16 protein-coding genes are annotated in these 19,461 nt (G+C 64.4%); 8 read left to right on the plus strand and 8 right to left on the minus strand.

Annotation, left to right across the window (positions count from 1 at the left end; translation table 11 throughout):
- Nucleotides 1-41 precede the first annotated feature (41 nt).
- From ASD76_RS00815 to ASD76_RS00835, 5 genes are all read right to left on the minus strand, one after another.
- Nucleotides 42-3,266 carry an autotransporter outer membrane beta-barrel domain-containing protein gene (locus ASD76_RS00815; RefSeq protein WP_055917104.1) on the minus strand — a complete coding sequence of 1,075 codons (3,225 nt, stop codon included), beginning with the start codon at nt 3,264-3,266 and terminating at the stop codon, nt 42-44.
- Between the two features lie 76 nt (nt 3,267-3,342).
- Entirely contained in the window at nt 3,343-5,766 is a 2,424-nt protein-coding gene (locus ASD76_RS00820; protein WP_055917107.1) for a TonB-dependent receptor, read from the minus strand.
- Between the two features lie 2 nt (nt 5,767-5,768).
- Nucleotides 5,769-6,692 (minus strand): FecR family protein, encoded by a 924-nt coding sequence (locus ASD76_RS00825; protein ID WP_055917110.1) that lies wholly within the window; start codon nt 6,690-6,692, stop codon nt 5,769-5,771.
- A 39-nt stretch (nt 6,693-6,731) separates the two neighbouring features.
- Entirely contained in the window at nt 6,732-7,259 is a 528-nt protein-coding gene (locus ASD76_RS00830) for an RNA polymerase sigma factor (RefSeq protein WP_055917113.1), read from the minus strand.
- A gap of 95 nt (nt 7,260-7,354) precedes the next feature.
- Nucleotides 7,355-8,026 carry a hypothetical protein gene (locus ASD76_RS00835; protein ID WP_156457492.1) on the minus strand — a complete coding sequence of 224 codons (672 nt, stop codon included), beginning with the start codon at nt 8,024-8,026 and terminating at the stop codon, nt 7,355-7,357.
- Between the two features lie 194 nt (nt 8,027-8,220).
- On the opposite strand from ASD76_RS00835, the gene ASD76_RS00840 reads away from it, so the two are divergent.
- From ASD76_RS00840 to ASD76_RS00850, 3 genes are all read left to right on the plus strand, one after another.
- Nucleotides 8,221-8,406, plus strand: a complete 186-nt coding sequence (locus tag ASD76_RS00840) for a hypothetical protein (protein ID WP_055917118.1) — start codon at nt 8,221-8,223, stop codon at nt 8,404-8,406.
- 244 nt (nt 8,407-8,650) lie between these two features.
- Nucleotides 8,651-10,243, plus strand: coding sequence for a hybrid sensor histidine kinase/response regulator (locus ASD76_RS00845; protein WP_055917121.1), 1,593 nt, complete (start codon nt 8,651-8,653; stop codon nt 10,241-10,243).
- A 1-nt stretch (nt 10,244) separates the two neighbouring features.
- A complete protein-coding gene (locus ASD76_RS00850; RefSeq protein ID WP_156457493.1) occupies nt 10,245-11,159 on the plus strand; it encodes a DNA-binding response regulator in 915 nt (304 codons plus the stop codon).
- Between the two features lies 1 nt (nt 11,160).
- On the opposite strand, the gene ASD76_RS00855 is transcribed toward ASD76_RS00850, so the two are convergent.
- Nucleotides 11,161-11,673 carry a Rid family hydrolase gene (locus tag ASD76_RS00855; RefSeq protein WP_156457494.1) on the minus strand — a complete coding sequence of 171 codons (513 nt, stop codon included), beginning with the start codon at nt 11,671-11,673 and terminating at the stop codon, nt 11,161-11,163.
- A gap of 293 nt (nt 11,674-11,966) precedes the next feature.
- Here ASD76_RS00855 and ASD76_RS00860 point away from each other — a divergent pair, with 293 nt between their 5' ends.
- From ASD76_RS00860 to ASD76_RS00875, 4 genes are all read left to right on the plus strand, one after another.
- Nucleotides 11,967-14,480, plus strand: a complete 2,514-nt coding sequence (locus tag ASD76_RS00860) for a TonB-dependent receptor plug domain-containing protein (RefSeq protein ID WP_055917129.1) — start codon at nt 11,967-11,969, stop codon at nt 14,478-14,480.
- 64 nt (nt 14,481-14,544) lie between these two features.
- Nucleotides 14,545-15,030, plus strand: a complete 486-nt coding sequence (locus ASD76_RS00865) for a RidA family protein (RefSeq protein ID WP_055917132.1) — start codon at nt 14,545-14,547, stop codon at nt 15,028-15,030.
- Between the two features lie 40 nt (nt 15,031-15,070).
- Nucleotides 15,071-15,511, plus strand: a complete 441-nt coding sequence (locus ASD76_RS00870) for a c-type cytochrome (protein WP_055917135.1) — start codon at nt 15,071-15,073, stop codon at nt 15,509-15,511.
- 24 nt (nt 15,512-15,535) lie between these two features.
- On the plus strand, nt 15,536-17,122 hold the full coding sequence (locus tag ASD76_RS00875; RefSeq protein ID WP_055917138.1) for a flavin monoamine oxidase family protein: 1,587 nt from the start codon (nt 15,536-15,538) through the stop codon (nt 17,120-17,122).
- Nucleotides 17,123-17,186: 64 nt separating this feature from the next.
- Here the strand turns inward: ASD76_RS00875 and ASD76_RS00880 are convergent, their stop codons facing one another.
- Together ASD76_RS00880 and ASD76_RS00885 are read right to left on the minus strand one after the other, a co-directional pair.
- Nucleotides 17,187-17,531 carry a UrcA family protein gene (locus tag ASD76_RS00880; protein ID WP_055917142.1) on the minus strand — a complete coding sequence of 115 codons (345 nt, stop codon included), beginning with the start codon at nt 17,529-17,531 and terminating at the stop codon, nt 17,187-17,189.
- Nucleotides 17,532-17,761: 230 nt separating this feature from the next.
- A complete protein-coding gene (locus ASD76_RS00885) occupies nt 17,762-18,244 on the minus strand; it encodes a GNAT family N-acetyltransferase (protein WP_055917145.1) in 483 nt (160 codons plus the stop codon).
- Nucleotides 18,245-18,412: 168 nt separating this feature from the next.
- On the opposite strand from ASD76_RS00885, the gene ASD76_RS00890 reads away from it, so the two are divergent.
- Nucleotides 18,413-19,363, plus strand: coding sequence for a cation diffusion facilitator family transporter (locus ASD76_RS00890; RefSeq protein ID WP_055917146.1), 951 nt, complete (start codon nt 18,413-18,415; stop codon nt 19,361-19,363).
- The last annotated feature ends 98 nt before the right edge of the window (nt 19,364-19,461 follow it).

Genomic DNA, 19,461 nt, shown 5'->3' on the forward strand with positions numbered 1-19,461 from the left:
TCCGTGGCCATTGTCTGGCCACGGAGAGGCGCGGGGGGGCTCTAGAAACCGATCCTCAGCGTACCGAGCAGTGACAGGGCCGTGTTGCCGTTGCGATCTTCCACGCCGACTTCGCCGTCCATCTCGAAGCGGTCGGTGCCGCCCATGATCCTGGCGCGGGTGAACCAGCCGCTGTCATACTGTTCGGGCTCGAGCGTGAAGGCGGTACCGCCGTCGAAGTGCGCGGTGGTGGCGCCCAGGGTACCACCGGCGATTTCGCGCCAGCCGCCTTCAGCCTCGACGCGGAACCAGCGATTGTCACGGCTGGGCGCGCGCCACAGTCCGCCGCCGCCACGACCCACGAAGTCGAGGCCGACTGCCAGGCCACCGTTCACCGCGAGCTGATCACTGTCGCGATCGTTGACGATGAGATCGAGGCCCTTGCCGCCGCCGGTTTCGGTGTAGCCGTCTTCGGCGAGCTTGACGTAGTCGGCCGTGACCGACGGCCGGAAGAAGAACTTCCCGGCGTGGCCTTCGTAAGACGCGCCGCCGCTCAGCGTGAAGACTGTGCCGTCCCACTCACCCTTGGAGGTCTTGGTGACGGCTTCGCCATTGGCGGTGCCGCTGAAGGTGCGGGTGCTGTTGAAGTTGGCCAGGCCGATCGAAGCGCGGGAGAAAGCAGCGAAGCCGCCCCAGTTTCCACGCCAGTAGCCTGCCAGCTCCCAATTGCGCGACTCCACTTCCCGCAGGTCGCCATCGTCATGGACGTTCCAGAACCAGGCGGCCGAAGCACCGAAGCTGCCGACGCCTGTGTCGATCTCGCCTGCCGCGGAGAAGCCCATGCCGCCGACGTCGTAGGCAGCGGTCACGCCGATGTCCTTGCTGCTGCTCCAGCCGGCCGTGTTCAGGATGATGTCGAGCCCGCCCAGTGAATAGACCGGGCTGGTCGGCTGGGCCACCTGGCGACCCAGGGTGCGCGAGCCCAGGCTGATGCCCTCGAACGCGCCGCCGGCATGATCGGGCAGCATCTGGCCAAGGGTGGCGCGGAACTGCTCACCGGTCGTTATGCCGAGGAACACGTCCTCGATCTTGTCGTCGTTGTTGAGAGCGGCGAAGACCGCGTTGTACGCCGCGGACTGGGACTGATTGAGACCCAACTCCTGCGCCGACCGCTTGACGATATCGACGGCGATCGCGTTCGGACCGGAGTTGGTCGCCAACGTCGCCTTGAACAGGAAAGGGACGAGGTCGGTGTTGAACTTTACGTCGCTCAAACCGGTGATCGAACCCGACTGCAGCACCAGATAGTGGCCCTCGGCATTGTCGACGTCCGCGATCTTCACCGCCAAGGAGGCGCCTTTGGCGAAGCTGGTGGTACCCGCGACGGTGTAGAGCGCGCCGTTGCCGATACTCTTGTCCAGGGTGGCAACCAGTACGCCCTCGGCACCGACGGCCAGCGAGCCGATCGAAGAGGGCTTAGTGACGTTCAGCGTACCGCCTGTCACATTGACCGCCAAGTTGCCCGCATTGATCAGGCTACCGATAAAGGCGCCCTTGCCAGACAATGTCAGCGTGTCCGCCCCGCCGCCGAAATCGACCGTGCCATCGAACTGCGAGGTGCCACTGACGCTCATCGCGTCGACGCCCGCTCCGAAGATGACCTTGCCGGTCTGCACTGCGTCACCGGACAGTTTCAAGGCGTTGGTGCCGGCGCCGAAGTAGGTGGTTCCCTTCACCGTGCCGTCGGCCACGTCGAACGTGTCATTGCCGCTGCCGAAGCGGATGTCCCCGGCGATGGAAGGCGCCGCGATGCCGGTGGCCACTTGTGTCTGCTTGATCGTTGCACCGCTGGTATTCGCGGACAAGTCGATGGCGATGTTGCGGGTGGAATCGGTCGCCGCGCCGGTGGCCAGGATGGCCCCGCTGTTCTCGACCAGGGTCAGGCCGCCGCTTCGGTCGAGGATTGCGGTTGCCGAGCCGGTGGTTCCGCCGGCGGTAGCCTTGATGGATCCGCTATTGCGGATGACCGGTACAGAGGCTCCTTGGTCGATCTGGATGGCAGTGGCCTGGGCGCTCGCGGTATTGCCGCCCACGGCATCGACAGTGCCGGAGACCCGCACTTCGGGCACGGAGGCGCCATTGCCGAATTGCAGGGCCGTCGCGTTGGCTCCGTTCGATCGCGCCGAGACGGTGCCGGCAATGCTCATGCCGTTGGCGATGCTGACGGCCCCGCCGCGTCCACCGATCTGAAGGCCCGTGCCGTTCACGCCGGCGTAGACGCCATTGCCGATGATGGTGCCATCGACGATCAGGCCGAACTGCGTCGCGGTTCCGGCCACCGACCCAATGACGATGTCACGATTGGTCGCCCCGATTACCATGGCCGGAGCAGCGCCATAGGAGGCGACAATGGCCGAGCCTTCCTTGGCATCTTCGATCCCGTCATCGTCCTCGTCAGTGTCGTTCTTGTCGTTGTCCTTCGGCGCGACGGCCAGGACTATACCGCCCGAGACGTTACCCTCGATCCGCAGGGCGGGCCCACCCTGGAGCAAGTCGTCGGCGTCGAGATTGGCAGTGCTGGCTGGGGCCGTCGTGTAGCGATAGCCGCTCGCGCTGATGTTGCCCTGCACGACCATGGCACCGGTTACGTCGCCGGCAAAGTGGGCCCCGATCGCGCCCTCTCCCTGGACGCCGACCGTGCCGGCCAGCCTGACATTCCCGGTGATCGCTTCGGCATGAACCCCGACGCTGCGGTCGCCGATAACGACCGTGGAACCATTATGGGTAAAGGCGCCGGTCAGCGGTCCGCCGAGCCAGATCCCGGCGGAATCGTTGCCTTCGATCTTGATCGTGCCGTTGTTGGTGACCTTGCCGGAATGCGCCCCGGCAGTGCGGATACCGAACCGGTTGGAGCCGAGCGCGAAGGGCCCGTCGAGGTCGCCGTCGTTATTGGCATCGGTCGGTGTGTAGGGCTCGTCGATCGCGATCCCCCCCGAGTTCTCGATATCGCCGGTGGTTCCAGCGGTGGTCAGGATGCCGATTGCGCCGTTGGCATTGCTGATGGCGATGGTGCCTTGGTTGGTCACCGTGTGATTGCTGTCCATCGTCACCGCCGTGCCCGACGCTGGCTTGACCGAGCCGGCCGTGGCGATCGTGATCGAATCCGGCGAGCCGTTCTTCACCGTCGAGGTACGTACGGGCTGGGTGACGGCAGTAGAGATCGTTTCAGCAGCGGCGGGCGCGGCAAGCGCAAGAACAGCAGTGCTGGCTAGCAGGTAGCGATGCATGGGGTCCCCTCAGGTCGGTTGTCGAACTGAGAGACGGAGACGGTCGGGGCGAACCTTGTCGCGACCGCAAAAAAGTTCAGAAGTCGGCGTCGACCCCGACGCGGATCGTGCGCGGACGAAGCGGAGTGATCTGGTCACGGCCTACCGCAAAGGGCGTTCCTAGGGCGAACCGGTTGCCTTCCTCGTCGGTGAGGTTGGTCAGCCCGATCGAAACGCCGAGATCCTCGCGCCCCAGCCGCAGGGTGAGGCCGGTATCGAGGTAATCACCCTGCGTCTCGCCAAGCTCGGGGCCCACGCCAAGGCGCGATTGCCCGACATAGTTCGCCCATCCTTGCGCCGCGAGTTCGAGGTCTGACCCGATTGGCCGCCGGTAGTCGAACCCGATCCGTCCCGAAAACCGGGCCACGTTTGGAATTTCGGTAATGTTGTCCAGCACCGCGGTGGGCAAATCGTCGAGACGGCCCGAGAAGTTGGGGATGCTGAGAAGCGGCGCGACACGCGCAAACAGCGCCGCTGAGGGCTCGTCGATGCGGCCGTCGTTGTAGGTGAGGCCGGCGTCGATCCTGAGCTCGGGGGTTACGGCTACGCCGGCGACGACGGTCGCCGACCAAATCCTGCCGTCGCCGATGTTGGCGGTGCTCGGCAATCCAGCGCTGTCGATGAAATCCGCCTGAATGTCCTGCCAGCGAGTATAGGCGACGTTTGCGGCGAGATCGAATGGACCGCTGCCCGGGCGGCCGTGACGCGCGCCAAGTTCGAACGTGGCGATGCTGTCGTTGCGGAAGCGGCTGACGAAATCGCCGGCGATTGCCAGTCCGCCGGGCCGAAAGCCCTCCTGATAGCGCAAGTAGAGCGTGGTGTCGGGCATCACGCTGGCAACCAACGATGCAGAGGGCAAGAACACGTTCTCGGTGCGCGACGAGGTAACTGCGGCCATCGACGCGGCCAGCGCAGCTGCGACGTCTTCGCCTTCACCGTTCAGGCGCGAACTGGTGAAGCGCCCTCCGGCGGTCGCGGTCAGGCCATCCAGGAGGCGAGCGCTTCCTTCGCCGTAGCCGGTGAATTCATCGATGACGTTGGTTACGCCGGTGACGGCGCCCTGGGTATTCGGGGCGCCAAGGGTGCGGGTAAGCCGAGTGCGGTTGTGAGTGTAGCTGGCCCCTAGAAGCCATCCGAAGCGATCCTCGATCGGCTGCCACAGGCGCGTCTCGTTGGCGATCATCTCGGTGTCGTTGCGCTGGACGAACAGGCGCGGATCCTCGCCCGGCGCAGTCGCGTCGTAGCGCTCTTCGAGGTTCTGCCCGGTGATTCCGGTCGAAGACTTGAACTGGACGTCGCCCAGTCGCCCCGTCAGCACCAGCTGACCTTGGGCAAAATCGGTATCAAAACCCTCTGCCACAGCTGCTGAGCGGCTCAGCGGCGGGCCATCGCGGTCGGCATATTGGCTATCCCGACCGTTGGTCTGCTGCGCGACCCCGAGCAGGTCGACAGTCCAGTCACCGCCGAGCGCCAGGCGGACCATGGCTCGGCCGCTGTAGATATTCGTGCGGTTGACGTTCTCTTCGCCGAGGAGCGGCTTGTCGATGTAGCCGCCCTGCGTCTCCAGGTTGACGGTGAAGCGTAGTGCCGCACGATCACTGGCCAGCGGCAGGTTCGCTGTGGCGCTGGCATCGGCACCGATCGCCCCGTGCTGTGTCGCGCTGCCGCCGATCATCGCCGATCCGCTTGCCACGCCCATTTCCGGATCGTTCGGCACCAGGCGAATGATGCCGCCGAGCGAGCCCGCGCCGTAAAGCGTGCCCTGAGGTCCTTCGAGAACCTCGACCCGCTTGAGGTCCGACAGCCGCAAGTCCGGATCGGGCGCATTGTAGCTGAGGCGCAAGTCGCCGAGATACTGGCCCACGGTCGACTGGGTCGGCCCGGTGAAGCTCGAATCCGCGATGCCACGCACGAACAGCTTGTTTCGGCCACTGCCGAGGTAGGTCGAAGCGACTGTCGGTACGCGCTGAGTGATCTTCTCCGTTCCGCCGATGCCGCCGAACTCGAGGTCCTCGCCATCGAGCAACTCCACCTGGCCTGGGTAGTTAGCCAGCGTCACTTCGCGCTTGCTGCCAATGACCACAATCTCGGTGGCGTCAGGGGGTGACGGTGGGCTCGCGATCGGCGCCGGGCGTGGACTGGGGGCGGGAGCAGGCCGCGGCGCGACAGTCTGGACCGCAACCAACCGCCAGCCGCTCGATCCAGCCGGCACTGCACGGGCACCGGCTGCGCGCGCGAGCCGGGCGACCGCTTCCTGTGCTGAGAAGCGCCCGCGGATCGCCGAGACTGAGCGCTTAGCGATCGCGCTGTCGGTGATGATGATGCTGGTTCCGGTCTGCCGCGCGATGACGATCGCGGCCTGTCCGGCCTGTCCGGCAGGAGCGCTGACGGCGACATCTTCGGCATAAGCCGGTGCGCTGACCACGCAGGCCGCAAGGCAGATCCACCTCCCCGCACGCATGATTAGTTCGCTTCGATCTCCCAGACCTTGCCGTCACGGCGGACGGCCAGTCCGAGCAGCGGACCGAGCGTTTGCGGATCGGTGCGAATCGGCTCCACCAGGATGCTACCCGACACGCGGTGGGCTGCGGAACTCGGCGCGACCTCAAAGGTCAGCCCCGTAGCGCGGGAGAGGTCCGTGGCGACATCTGCCAGCACCGCGTCGTGATAGGTCAGTCGCCCCTCACGCCATTCGCCAACTTCTTCGGTGACGATCTCGCCAAGGCGATAACGACCGGAAGCGGTGTCGAGCGTCAGCATCTGTCCACGTGCGACGTGCGCGTTCTGACCTTCGGGATTGAGCACGACGGCGCCTTCCGACACGGCCACCGACAGCGCGCCCTTAGCGCGCTTCACGTCGAAGATCGTGCCAACATCCACTAGCGTATCGTCCCCAACGGTCACCCTGAACGGTGCCGAGACATCATGAATGACGGTGAACAGAGCCTGACCTTGCTCGAGCGAGGCCACGCGAGGATCGTTCCGGTCGAGCACAAGGCGCGAGCCGCCGGCCACGGCGATCTGGCTGCCATCGTCGAGTTTGACCAGTTGTACCTCACCGGGCGCAGTTTCCACCGTGTAGCTGCCGCCCCGGAACTGCCAGGCACCGAAAGCGGCCACCACGGCCAAAGTCAGAGCCGCTGCGCCTCCGATCCACCGGCGTCGCGTAGGCCCTTCAGCCGGCATGTCGTCATTTTCCGCCTTAGGCGTGGGCGGCACGGCTTCCACCGCTTCGCCAACGGCGGCCACGACCTTGTCGTACGCATTCGAGTGCGCCGGATCGGCCTCCAGCCAACGGGTGAACCCGTCCCAGTCGTCGAACGCCGGGTCGCCTGTCCTTACCGCCCAGGCGATTGCTTGGTCGCGCATCGGTTCGTTACCCGTCATTCGCCGTGTCTCCTGCAGGCAAGGACGGAGTCGTTGGGCTCAAGCCTCATCGATCCGCTCCTTCAGCTGCGCCAGCACCGCATAAGCTCGGCGGAGGTCACTCTCGACCGTGCTGAGGCTCACGCCGAATTCGTCCGCGATCTGGCGCTGGGGAATTTCGTCCACGCGGTGCCGGCGAAATATCGCCGAGGGCCGATCGCCGAGGGTCGCGAGCGCCTCTGTAACCAAGCGCGCCTGCTGATGACCGATCAGGTGCCGCTCCACCGAAGGAGCGTCGGACACACCGCGCACCGCTCCATCCTGGATTTCACTCCAAGCGTGGTCCCGGCGGCTTGCCTGGCTTGCCGCGCGATAGCGATCGATCATCAGCGTGTCTGCCATGCGGAACAGGTAGGAGAGCGGTGAAGCGACCGGACCCGAAGTCCCTTTCGCCACTTTCAGCCAAACCTCCTGCAGCAGATCCTCGGCAGCCTCTTCCGCCCCGCGTGCGACAAGAAAGCGCAGCAGGCGATCTCGATGCTCGAGGTAGGCAGCCTCGAGGCCGGCACTAGAACGATCGGCGGACAATCCCAAGAATCCTCGGCCCAACAACCTTCGGTTGGTGCGCCGAAGTAGTAGGGCTCAACGATATTGAAAAGGGCAAGCGATCGCGGCGAGCCCCGTCAAGCGAACGCGGCGGCCACCTGTTCTTTGCCGACGATCAGGCCAAATACCGCCACGCCCATCGCCGCCGACACCACGCTCGTCGCGCTCGTGGCGAGCTGCGTGATCACGATGCCGATCGGATCTGCCGGATCGAACAGCATTGCGCAGGCGATCAAGACGGCAAGCAGCGGAAGCAGCAGCGCCAACCAGGCGCCGATAATCGCGAACTCGGAACCCCTGGTCCGCTCCCAACTCTCGCCGAGCGCTTGCCGCACGCCGTAACCTCGGCCGATCAGCAAGGGCTGGGCGATCATCCAGCGAGCCATGATCACGAGCCCTGGGATGACAATGGCGATGAAGCCCGCCACGACGCCGAGAGTGATGAGGATCGATAGCCCGATGAAGGGCAGGAACATGTCCCCTTCGGTGCGCGAAACAAGATCGGTTTTGCGCAGCAAGGCGTCGAGGAACAAGTATCCCGCGACGACACCCACGACGAACTTGCCAAGCCCGATGACCAACTGATCCATCGGCGCGGTCATGCCCACCGTGAAGTATCCGATCGCGGCGTTGATCACCGTCAGGCCGACGATGTAGATCAACGTAGGCTTCAATGCGTGTTCGACGACGCCGAGCGTCTTGTCGATGATGGTACCGACTTTCAGGCTTCGCGATGCCAGCATTACCATGTTGTCTCTCCCCCCGGCGACTCCTCGATACCCTCGTACGATCGGCGCAGTAGTCAAGCGACAAGTGCGCTTGGGCTCATCCCCGCGGCGAGGCAGTCTAGGGCCGCCAATACGGTGAATGGCGTATTCAGGCGGAAAGGGCGCTCTCCTAGCTTTTCTCTCACAAAAGCAATGGAGAATGGGTCGTGCAAAGAATGACGGTGATTGATCGCTCGGTGGTGCAGCGGATGGAAACGATGGTCAATTGCCACAAGGCCGACGTGATCCAGCACCATTTCGGCATCAGCCTCAACACCTGGGCCAAGCTGCGCAAGGGCATGGCGATCCGCAATTCTGTCGCCGAGCGCCTGGTCAGTCGGCTCACGCAGGTGGCCCACTAAGCGGGCCACTGTGGCGGAATCCACACCCCGGCCAGTTTAGCGTTGTGCGGCGCAACAGATACTTGCCTAAGCTAAGTTTGCGTTGCAGCATGAGTGTCGGCGCTTCGGAATAGCTGCCCGCGCCGATGAGGGTCGCATAGTGAAAGATGAAAACTGCCCGGGGGGGTGGGCATTTGTCGATCGAGGTCTCCACCCTGGGGGAGGCCCGATCGCGCCGCATCTATCGGGGCTGTCTGCCGATTCGGTGTCGCAGCTCAAGCGCTGGGCACCGGCTTCGGTCTTGCGTCTGGCGGTTGCAGCGATGGCGGCGTTAATCGCCTTCGATCTGAGCGATGGTGAGGCTGAGCAACTGCCGGCGCTGGCTCTGGCCATCACTGGCTGGTGCACTGCAGCAGGGCTCGGACTCCTCGCCAGCCATCGGGGACGGGTGGCCGAGGCCGCTACGTCGGAGGCCGACGCTCTCTCGCACCGAAGTCTCGCGGCCGAGACGGCCAATGCCGCCAAGAGCCGCTACCTGGCAAACGTCAGCCACGAGATCCGCTCGCCGCTCAACGCCATCTACGGTTACGCGCAGCTTATTGAGCGCAGCGAGCATCAAAACGCCCGCGAAGCCGCGCGCGTCATCAGGCGCAGCGCCGAGCATCTGACAACCTTGGTGGAGGGTCTGCTCGACATCTCGCTCCTCGAAAACGGGATGATGCGTATCAGGAGCGATCAGGTCAGCCTACGCGAGTTCATCGACCAGACCTGCTGGATGATGCGCCCTGATGCCCAGGCAAAGGACCTCGATTTCCGCGTCGAGCTTTCGGGGCGGATTCCCGAACTGGTCCGAACCGATCAAAGCCGCCTCCGCCAGGTGCTGATCAACCTGCTGTCGAATGCGATCAAATTCACCGATCACGGCTCGGTCACGCTGAAGGTCCGGTACTTGAACCAGATCGCGGTGTTCGAAGTCATCGATACCGGGCCGGGTATTCCGACCGCCGATCGCGAGCGGATATTCGTTCCCTTCGAGCGCGGCGAGACGGAAGACCAGCAGCGGCGGCCAGGCGTGGGCCTCGGGCTGCCGATCACCAAGGCCATCGTCGAGATCCTCGGCGGGCAGATCGAAGTCGAAAGCGAACCCGGCGCCGGCACCTGCTTCCGGGTGACCCTGATGCTCGGTGAGGTGGCGGGTGCCTTCGCCAACTCGGCGTTGCGCAAGCCCGCTGTCACGGTGTCGACGCTGGCGCTCGACGGCAGGGGTCGCTCGATCCTGCTCGTGGATGACGACCCGCAGCAGTTGTCGTTCATGAAGACCTTGTTCACGTCACAGGGCTTTGCAGTGACGGCGGTGCCGGATGGAGAGACCGCCGTCACCCTGTGTCGCCGGACTTCGTTCGACCTTGCGGTTCTCGACATCAACCTGCCCGGCATCTCCGGCTGGGAGGCCGGGCACCGGGTTCGCGAATTGCTGGGCCGGGACGTTCGCATCCTGATGCTCTCGGGCAATTCGCAGGAGGCGCCGCAAGACGCGGTCGAAGACCCGATGCACGATAAGTTCCTGGCCAAGCCGGTCGAGTTCAACGCCTTGCTCGAAGCGGTAGGTGGACTGCTGGATCTCACCTGCCGGCCAACGCCGTCGTCAGGCAAGCCCGAGGCGGGAATCCCGCAAGCGCTTCCGCACATCGCCCGAATTCGCGAGTTCCTTGGCATCGGCCACTACCGCGGTGTCGAAAGCGCGCTGGGAGAGTTGGCAGAGGAAGTGCCGGAGGCCGCGGACCTGGTCGCCTACCTCCTCGAAAAGCTCGACCGGTTCGATCTTGCCGCGATGGCGCGGAAGCTGGAGGCTTACTGAAGTGGGCGCATTGCATGCCGATACCGTGCTCGTGGTCGACGACGATCCGGACTCGTTGCGAACAGTGGCCAGTATGCTGGAATCTGCCCAGATCACTGCGCTCGTGGCCAACTCGGGCCGCGCGGGCCTCGATATCCTGAGCCGGACGGTCCCGGACCTCGTCGTGGTCGACGCGATCATGCCGGGGCTCGACGGGTTCGAAACGACGCTCAAGATCAAACAGGATCCTGCGCTGGCGCATGTCCCCGTGATCTTCATGACCGGTCTGACTGAGAGCGAACATGTGATCGAAGCGTTCGAGGTCGGCGGCGTGGATTACGTCCGCAAGCCGGTCGACCTGGATGAGCTGCTGGCCCGCGTCCGGCTGCACATGGCCAACGGCAGGGCCGTGCACGCCAGCACGGCCAGTCTCGACGCGACGGGCCGAATGATGATGGCTACCGACACCTCGGGTGAGCTCTTGTGGTGCACGCCAAAGGCCGAGCGCTTGATTGCTCGCACTTTGCCAGGCTGGGACCGGAGCGAGACGAACCTGCCGGCGGAAATCCGCAGCGTGGTCGAGCGGCTGCTATCTCGCTCGGGCACCAAGGGCGGAAGCGCGCGGGTCGAGCGTCCGAACTGTTCGCTCGAGCTGGCGATAATCGAGCACTACCGTAGCAATGAAGTGCTCATCCGGCTTACCGAGCTCAACCCGCAACGCGATGCGCAGAAGCTACAGCTGCAACTGGGCCTGACCCAACGTGAAGCCGAAGTCATGCTCTGGATCAGCTACGGCAAGTCCAACTCCGACATCAGCGAAGTCCTCACCATCAGCCCGCGCACGGTGCAAAAGCACCTCGAGCGGATCTACGAAAAGCTTGGTGTAGAGACTCGCTCGGCGGCGGCTGCGATGGCGATCAAGGTGATCGGCCAGTAAGCTAGTTAGCCGGCGCCTTGGCCGCGATCGCCTCGATCTCGATCAGGAAATGCGGGCCAACGAGGGCCGCCACCTGGAAGGTAGACCGCGCCACGGTGTTGGGATTCTCGGCGGTCTTGAAGAACTCGCGGAAACCTTCGTTCACGCCGGCGAAGTCCATCTTGCCGAGGCGCGGGTCGGCCGCCACGAACAGCGAGAGCTTGATCAAGTCGCTCATCGCATAGCCACGCGCTTCGAGGATCGCCTTGATCTTGGACAGCGTGCTGATCGTCTGGGCTTTGGTGTCGCCCATCTCTTCGAGCGAGGTCACCGCGCTCATTGGCTTCGCGGCGTCGATCGGCGAAGGCAGCTGGCCCGAGAGGTAGATCATATCGGTTCCGGCACTGACCTCGGCGGCGTCGAGGATCAGCGCCTGCGGATTGCTCTGGATTCGCGTGACTTGCGCCGAAGCGGCAGCGGGAAGGGCAAGCGCGGCGGTCGCAGCTGCGGCGGCCACCAGGTAACGGTTCAGCATCATGTTCTCCTTGCCCCAGCGGCCCGAGCCGCCGGTCGATTCCGGAGACGCATGGTAAGGACATCGCCCCGGCTCGACGTACGCATATCGGCGTATGGGCAAGGTCCCGCTTTTCGTTTGTCATGGCGGTGACGGGTGGTTGGGGATCTCACTGACAAGCCAACCCAACTACCTGAAACAAAACATAAGACCTGAACGGGTCGCATGAACGATAAGGGCCAAACGGCTGGAAATCGCGAGTGTGCACCCGGTCAACCCCGGGGGAGGTCCGCAACTAGTTTGGGGGCTATCCAATGTCGCGCGTTTCACGGACTTTCATTTCCCTTCTCCTGGCCTCGAGCACGCTTTCCGCTGCCCATGCCCAGACCACCGATGCCGAGCCCACGCTCGACGAAACCGCCCCGGCCGACGAGAACGTCATCATGGTCACCGGCACCCGTGCCACAGGCCAGCAGGCAGCCGACAGCGCCTCGCCGATCCGGTTGCTGGGCGCAGAGGAGCTGAGCCGCGTAGGCCAGCCCAACCTCAACCAGGCGCTGACGCAGCTGGTGCCGTCGTTCTCGGCGCAGACGCAGGGCACCGACATGTCGAACTTCTCGCTCAGCGCGAGATTGCGCGGCCTTAACCCGAACCACACCCTGGTGCTGGTAAACGGCAAGCGCCGCCACGGCTCGGCGATCCTGCAAGTCATCGCCGGTCCGTTCCAGGGCTCGGCGGCCCCAAGCATCGACCTGATCCCACCGGACGCTGTCCAGCGCATCGAGGTGTTCCAGGAAGGCGCCGCGGCGGTCTACGGCTCGGACGCCATCGCCGGGGTGGTCAACATCATCCTCAAGAGCAACGACCAGGGCGGCACCGCCAAAGTCACCGGCGGTCAGTACTACGACAGCGAGGGTGAGACCCTTAGCGTCAGCGGCAACCTCGGCTTCGCGATCGGCGAGAGCGGGTTCCTCAACCTGACCCTGTTCCACCGCCGCAACGGCCACACCTTCCAGGGCGATGGCCAGACCTCAGTCCGCGACATCAACGGCAATCTCGCCACCAACATCCCCGCCGCCTTCGTGCCGATCTACGACGCGCTCGACCTCAAGGACATCAACGGCGGCCAGGCTAAGTCCGACCTCAATGTCGCGTTCTACAACGCCGGCTACGACTTCGGCGACTTCGAGTTCTACTCGTTCGGTAACGTCGCCCGGCGCGAAGGCGAGGCTTACCAGGGCTACCGCGTCCCGAACCGCATCTGCACCAGCTCGTCCAACCCGGCGACCTGCTTCGCCGACACTGGCACCACCGGCATGGTGCCGCTGCAGAAGGTGGTCCAGGACCAGTACTCGATCACAGGCGGCCTGCGCGGCGACATCGGCGGCTGGGAATGGGACCTGTCGAGCACTTACGGTTCGGACGGGAACGACATCTTCACCATCGAGTCCGCCAACCGCTCTTTGTTCATCGACACCGGGTTCACGCCGACCGACTTCTACAACGGCTCGTTCTCGCTAACCCAGTGGACCAATACCCTCGACATCCAGCATGACGTCGAGATCGGCCTCGCTGAACCGCTGACCATCGCCTTCGGCGCCGAATACCGCGAGGAAACCTACGGCATCAGCCCGGGCGATTACGGTTCGCGCTACAAGGAGGGCGGGCAGTCGTTCCCCGGCTACTCACTGACCGACGCCGGCGACTACAGCCGAGATTCGAAGTCGGCCTACCTCAACTTCATCACCAATCCGGTCGAAGGCTGGGTGGTCGATATCGCCGGCCGCTACGAGGACTACAGCGACTTCGGCGACACGGTGATCGGCAAGCTGACCACCCGCTACGACTTCACCGACGAGATCGCGCTACGCGGCACGGTCAGCACCGGCTTCCGCGCTCCAACCATGGGCGAGTCCTACTACTCGGCCACCAACGTCGCCCCGACCAGCGCCAGCGTGCAGTTGCCGCCGAACTCGGCTGCTGCGGCCTTGCTCGGCTTCTCGCCGCTCAAGCCGGAGAAGTCGAAGAACTACTCGGCCGGTGTCGTGCTGCGCCCCGCCGACAGGCTCGTCGTCTCGCTCGATGGCTACTACATCACGATCAAGGACCGCATCGCCGGCACCTCCGCCATCCGCGGCCTCGTCAACAACGTACCGCAGACCAACCTCATCAACGGCATTCCGGCCTACGATGCGGTCATGGCGGCGATCGCGGCCCGCGGCACGGTGATCGACAACGTGCCGACGGTGAGCGTGCAGACCTTCACCAACGGCATCGACACGCGGACCTGGGGCCTCGACTTCTCCGCCCGCTATCCGGTCGACCTGACCTTCGGTGAACTCGATCTCTCGCTGAATGCCAACTACAACGAGACCAAGGTTACCGAGAACCGCCTCGGCAGTGCCTTGTTCACGCCGCAGGCTGAAAGCTACCTCGAAACCGCGCAGCCCAAGTACAAGGCGACGCTCGGCATCCTGTTCACCAAGGACGCCTTCAGCATCAACTTGCGCCAGTCGTACCAGGGCAGCTCCACCGTCCTCGTGTTCCCCGCCATCAGCGGATACGGACCTTACGAGGGCGTGGTCAAGGCAACGCCGCTGACCGACCTCGAGCTCGGCTACGAGTTCACCGACTGGATGAAGTTCTCCCTCGGCGCGACCAACCTGTTCAACAAGAAGCCCGAGATCCCCGAACTGCTGCCGGTCGCAGTGGCCTCTGGAACCTCGCCCTACGTCAACGGCACGACCACGATCAACTCGCGGTACGGCCACGGCTCCTACGGCAGCAATGGCGGGTACTACTACGCCCGCCTCGACTTCAACTTCTGACCTTCCGGCCGGGCGCCGGAAGGCGCTCGGCCCCACTCCCGACGAAATACGGAGAGCCGATACAATGACCCTCAGAATGCTGCCCGCACTGTTCCTCGCGATCGGTGCAGCCGCGTTGCCGACAGTGCCCGCCCAGGCCCAGGTGACGCGGACCAAGAACAACCCGGAATCGCCCATCGCCAGCACTGCGACCGTGCCTCCGGGGACGACGCTCCACTTCATCTCCGGCACCACGCCTTCGCCGCTCGATCCCGCCAAGCCGGAAGACCTCGGCGACACCCGCGCGCAGACCCTCAGCGTGCTCACCAAGATCAAGGCTCAGCTCGAAACCCTGGGTCTCGGCATGGGCGACGTGGTCAAGATGACGGTGTTCCTCGTCGGTGTGCCCGAGAAGGATGGCAAGATGGACTCTGCGGCGATGAACGAGGTGTTCCGCACCTTCTTCGGCACCGCTGAGCAACCCAACTCGCCGACCCGCTCGACCATCCAGGTCGCCGCGCTTGGCCGGCCCACGATGTACGTCGAGATCGAGGCGATCGCTGCCAAGTGAGCCTCACCACCCCGAAAAGTCGCAATCGGGAGTCACCCCAATGAAATCCACAATATCGCTCGGAGCGATGGGCGTGGCCGGCCTAGCGCTAGTCACTGCCTTCGTAGCCCAGGCCCAGGACGCGCCTGGCGGCGCGACCTCGGTCGAAGTCTCCCAGGAAGGCCGGGAAGTCTACGAACAGATTTGTCAGGCCTGCCACATGGCCGACGGCAAGGGCGGGGGCGAGGCCGGTGCCGCGATCCCCGCGCTGGCCGGGAATCCGAACCTGGCCGATCCGGCCTTCGGCGTCGGAATCCTCGTCAAGGGGCGGGGCGCCATGCCCTGGTTCACCGACATCCTCACTCCCGGGCAGATGGCGGCCGTGCTGACTTACGTCCGCAGCGATCTCAACGACTACCCCGAACCGATCACCGAAGCCGACGTGAAGCGCGCCATCGCCGCCTCCGAAGCGCCCACTCCCGATTGCTCCAGCTGCCGCTGACTGCCCAGCCAGAAAGGACTGCCCATGAATTTCACTCCACAGAGCCGCCGCGATCTCCTGGCGATGATCGGCAGAGTCGGGGGCGGCCTGGCGATGTACCAGGCGATGACCGCGCTCGGACACGCTGCCGAAACCCAGTTCACCGGACCGCCCACGCTGTCGGGCGCGCGGCCGGGCTCCAAAGTGCTGGTGCTCGGCGCGGGCCTGGCGGGCTTGCTCGCGGCTTACGAGCTGACGCGGGTCGGCTACTCGGTGCAGGTCCTCGAATACCAGGACCGGCCCGGCGGGCGGAACTACTCGGTACGCGGCGGTGACAAGATCGTCGAGGTTGGCGGCGCCACGCAAACGGTCGGCTTCGCGCCGGGCAACTACCTCAACCCCGGCCCGTGGCGCATCCCGCACCACCACCGCACGCTGCTGCACTACTGCAAGCAGTTCGGGGTTGAAATGGAGCCCTTCATCCAGCTCAACCACAACGCTTTCGTGCACCGCTCCGACGCCTTCGGCGGCAAGCCGCAGCGCTACAAGGAAGTCGCGGTCGACTTCAAAGGCCACGTCTCCGAACTGCTCGGCAAGGCGCTCAACGCCGGTTCGCTCGACGATACGGTCACCGCGGAGGACAAGGAAAAGCTGCTCGTCGCCATGCGCGAGTGGGGCGCACTCGACGCCAACGGCAAGTACTCTTCATCGCTGCGCGTCTCTGGCCAGCGCGGCTTCGACAAGGCTCCGGGCGGCGGTGTCGATGGTGCGCCGACCATGTCTCAGGTCAACGGCCTCGGCGATGTCCTCTCGTCGCACGTGTGGTCGCAGATGGGCTTCTACTTCGGCAATGTGATGCAGACGACGATGTTCCAGCCCAAGGGCGGGATGGACATGATCGGCAAGGGCTTTGCCGCCCAGCTCGGCAATATCATCCGCTACGACACCAAGGTCACCAAGATCGCCCAGGGCGATGCCGGCGTGACCGTCAGCTGGGAAGACACCAAGTCCGGCCGCACCGGCGATGCCCAGGCCGACTACTGCGTCTGCACCCTGCCGGCCTCGATCCTGGCGCAGATGGACATCCAGGTCAGCGACGCGAAGAAGGCCGCGATCAAGGCCCTGCCGTACTCCGGGCAGGTCAAGATCGGCCTCGAAATGGCCAGCCGCTTCTGGGAGGACAAGTACTCGATCTACGGCGGACACAGCTTCACCGACCAGGCGATCGGACTGATCTCCTATCCGAACAACAACATGTTCAAGGACGGCCCGGCGGTGCTGCTCGGGGCCTTCGCCAGCGGGGCAGGCGGCTACCAGTTCGCCGGCATGACGCCCGAGGCGCGGATCGAGGCGGCGCTGGCGCAAGGCTCGGTGTTCCACCCCGACGAGTACCGCCGCGAATTCCGCAACGGCGCCTCGGTGGCCTGGAGCCGCATGCCGTGGATCCTCGGCTGCTGCGCCACCTGGACCGACCAGACGCGCGAGGCCCACTACCAGGATCTCGTCTCGCTCGACGGCCGTATCGTGCTCGCGGGCGAACATGCCTCCTACTACGGGTGCTGGATGGAAGGCGCCCTGTTGTCCTCGCTCGACGCGGTCACGCGTCTGCACCAGCGCGCACTGGCAGCTTGAGCCTGGGGTGAGCGAGGAGGTGGCCGGGTGTGGGTGCACCCGGCCACCGTCTCTCAATGATCGATCAGTTGTACGCGATCGCCTGGCGCGAGGCGTTGATCAGGGCCGGCTCTGCGCTGGCGGCCATTTCGCGGCGGCACTGAAAGTCCGGCGCAAGGTCTGCATCGAGGCGATCGCCAGGATTGCAGGCAGCAGCGATGGCACGAGTGACCCGCTTGCGGAGCTTCGCGGCGCCATCGACGGTAGCAAGATCGAGCCCGTCGGTAGACACTTGCAGCGAGACCTGCTCGCGGCCGCCTTCGGCCGGACGTGTCACTGAAACGGACATCTGGTCGTCACGTACATTGGCGATGGCTGCGGTAGAGACAAGCAGACCAGCAGCCGCAATCGCGGCTCCAACAATCTTCATAGCATCTTCTCCTGCGCGGGACGCTCTTGGCGCCCGTTCTTTTGTTTTTGCACCTCTTGCGCCGTGCGCGCCGGGTGCTTTGGTTCGCGCCACTTGGGCGCACTCCCTGAAATACGTGCCCGCAGCGGCCTAGACAAGGCGGGTTGGCGCGGTTTTCGCACCGATGTCGCGACTGCCTAGGTGGCTTGGCACATAGTCCGAGCCAGATTTGATGACTGGGCCGGTTCTGCTCAGAGCGCCCGGAACATCACAAGCGCGTCCACGAACCCCGCTTGCGGATGACGGAACGCCCCTGGCAGCCGGCCCACGATCTCAAATCCCAGCGACTTCCACAAACGCACCGCCCGCTCGTTGGTGCTCACCACAAAGTTGAACTGCATCGCCCGATAGCCGCTGGCTTTAGCCTGATTGAGCGAGTGTTCGCACATTCGCCGGGCGACGCCACGCCCCGTCGCCGCAGCGCTGGTCACATAGCCGCAATTGCACACGTGGGCTCCGCCGCCGGCCTGGTTGGGGCGCAGGTAGTAAGTGCCCACGACGGTGCCGTCATCGACGGCCACGAACGTCTCTTTCTCGGTCGACATCCAGTAATCCAGCGCCTGAGCGCCCGTCATTTCGGAGGCGAGCGCGTAAGTGGCGCCTTCCCTGATCGTTGGGAGAATGATCCCGAGGATGGCCTCGGCGTCGTCCGGGGTGGCTTTCCTGATATGCATGGCCGTTACCTAGCACCTCGTTCACTCGGTCTCACGCCGTGTCGGCAATCAGAGAGCAGTCGACGGAAATAGCCGCATCCTCTCGGGAGTTTCCCCGATCCCCGCCCTGTTCGAGACGTGATTGGTTAGCAGCAGCGGTGCCTCGAGCTTTGCCGCGCTGGAAACCCAATGACCCATAAATCCAGGATTTTCGACTTCCGCGACGAGAGCAAAGTTCTCCGAGCCTCGATCGCCGCCACCCTGACCGTCGCGGTAGTCGGCATCATCTTGGGCCTCGCCTCGGGCTCCTTCTCGATCATGTTCGAGGGCATCTATGCAATTGTCGACGCGGGGATGAGCTTGTTGTCCCTCGTCGTGGTCAACCTCATTACCGCCTACGCCCAGTCGACCGACCTTCCGCCGCGTTTGCGCGAGCGGTTCACGATGGGGTTCTGGCATCTCGAACCGATCGTGCTGGCGATGAATGGGCTGATGCTGATCGGGGTCGCCACATATGCCTTGTTCAACGCGATAAGCAGCTTGCTGGAAGGTGGGCGCGAACTGCAGTTCGGACTTGCCATACTCTACGCGGGGATCACGCTTGCGATTTGCGCGACGGTCGCGGCTATCGAGACGCGAGCCAACCGGCTCATCGGTTCCGATTTCATCCGGCTCGATGTCAGGTCCTGGGTCATGTCGGGTTGCATCGCAGCGGCCCTGCTGGTCGCTTTCGGGCTCGGTATCGCGGTGCAGGGAACGCAGTTCCAGTGGGTTTCGCCCTACATCGACCCGGCTGCACTGGCGCTGATCTGCCTCGTGGTCATTCCTTTGCCGATCACCAGCGTGCGTAGGGCGCTATCGGACATCCTGCTCGTCACCCCTGCGGATCTCAAGCAGCGGGTCGATGAGGTTTGTGCTCGCTTCGTGGCGGAACAGGATTTCCTCACTTACCGCGCCTACGTAGCGAAGGTCGGGCGTTCGCATAACATCGAGGTCTACTTCATCCTCAAACCGGGCGGGCCACCCCGCGCCATGGCCAAATGGGATGCGCTCAGAGACGAGATCGGTGAAGCGATCGGCGGCGACGGCCCCCACCAGTGGCTGACGATCGTGTTCACTGAAGATCTGGAATGGGCGTGAGCCTGCAAATCTCTTGATCTGGTCCTCAGGCCGAAGAAGCGCGGCCAAATCTACGGACGATTCAATGCGCACTGACATACCTGGTGATGGGACAGGCA

The organism is Altererythrobacter sp. Root672, assembly GCF_001427865.1.
Classification (GTDB): Bacteria; Pseudomonadota; Alphaproteobacteria; order Sphingomonadales; family Sphingomonadaceae; genus Croceibacterium_A.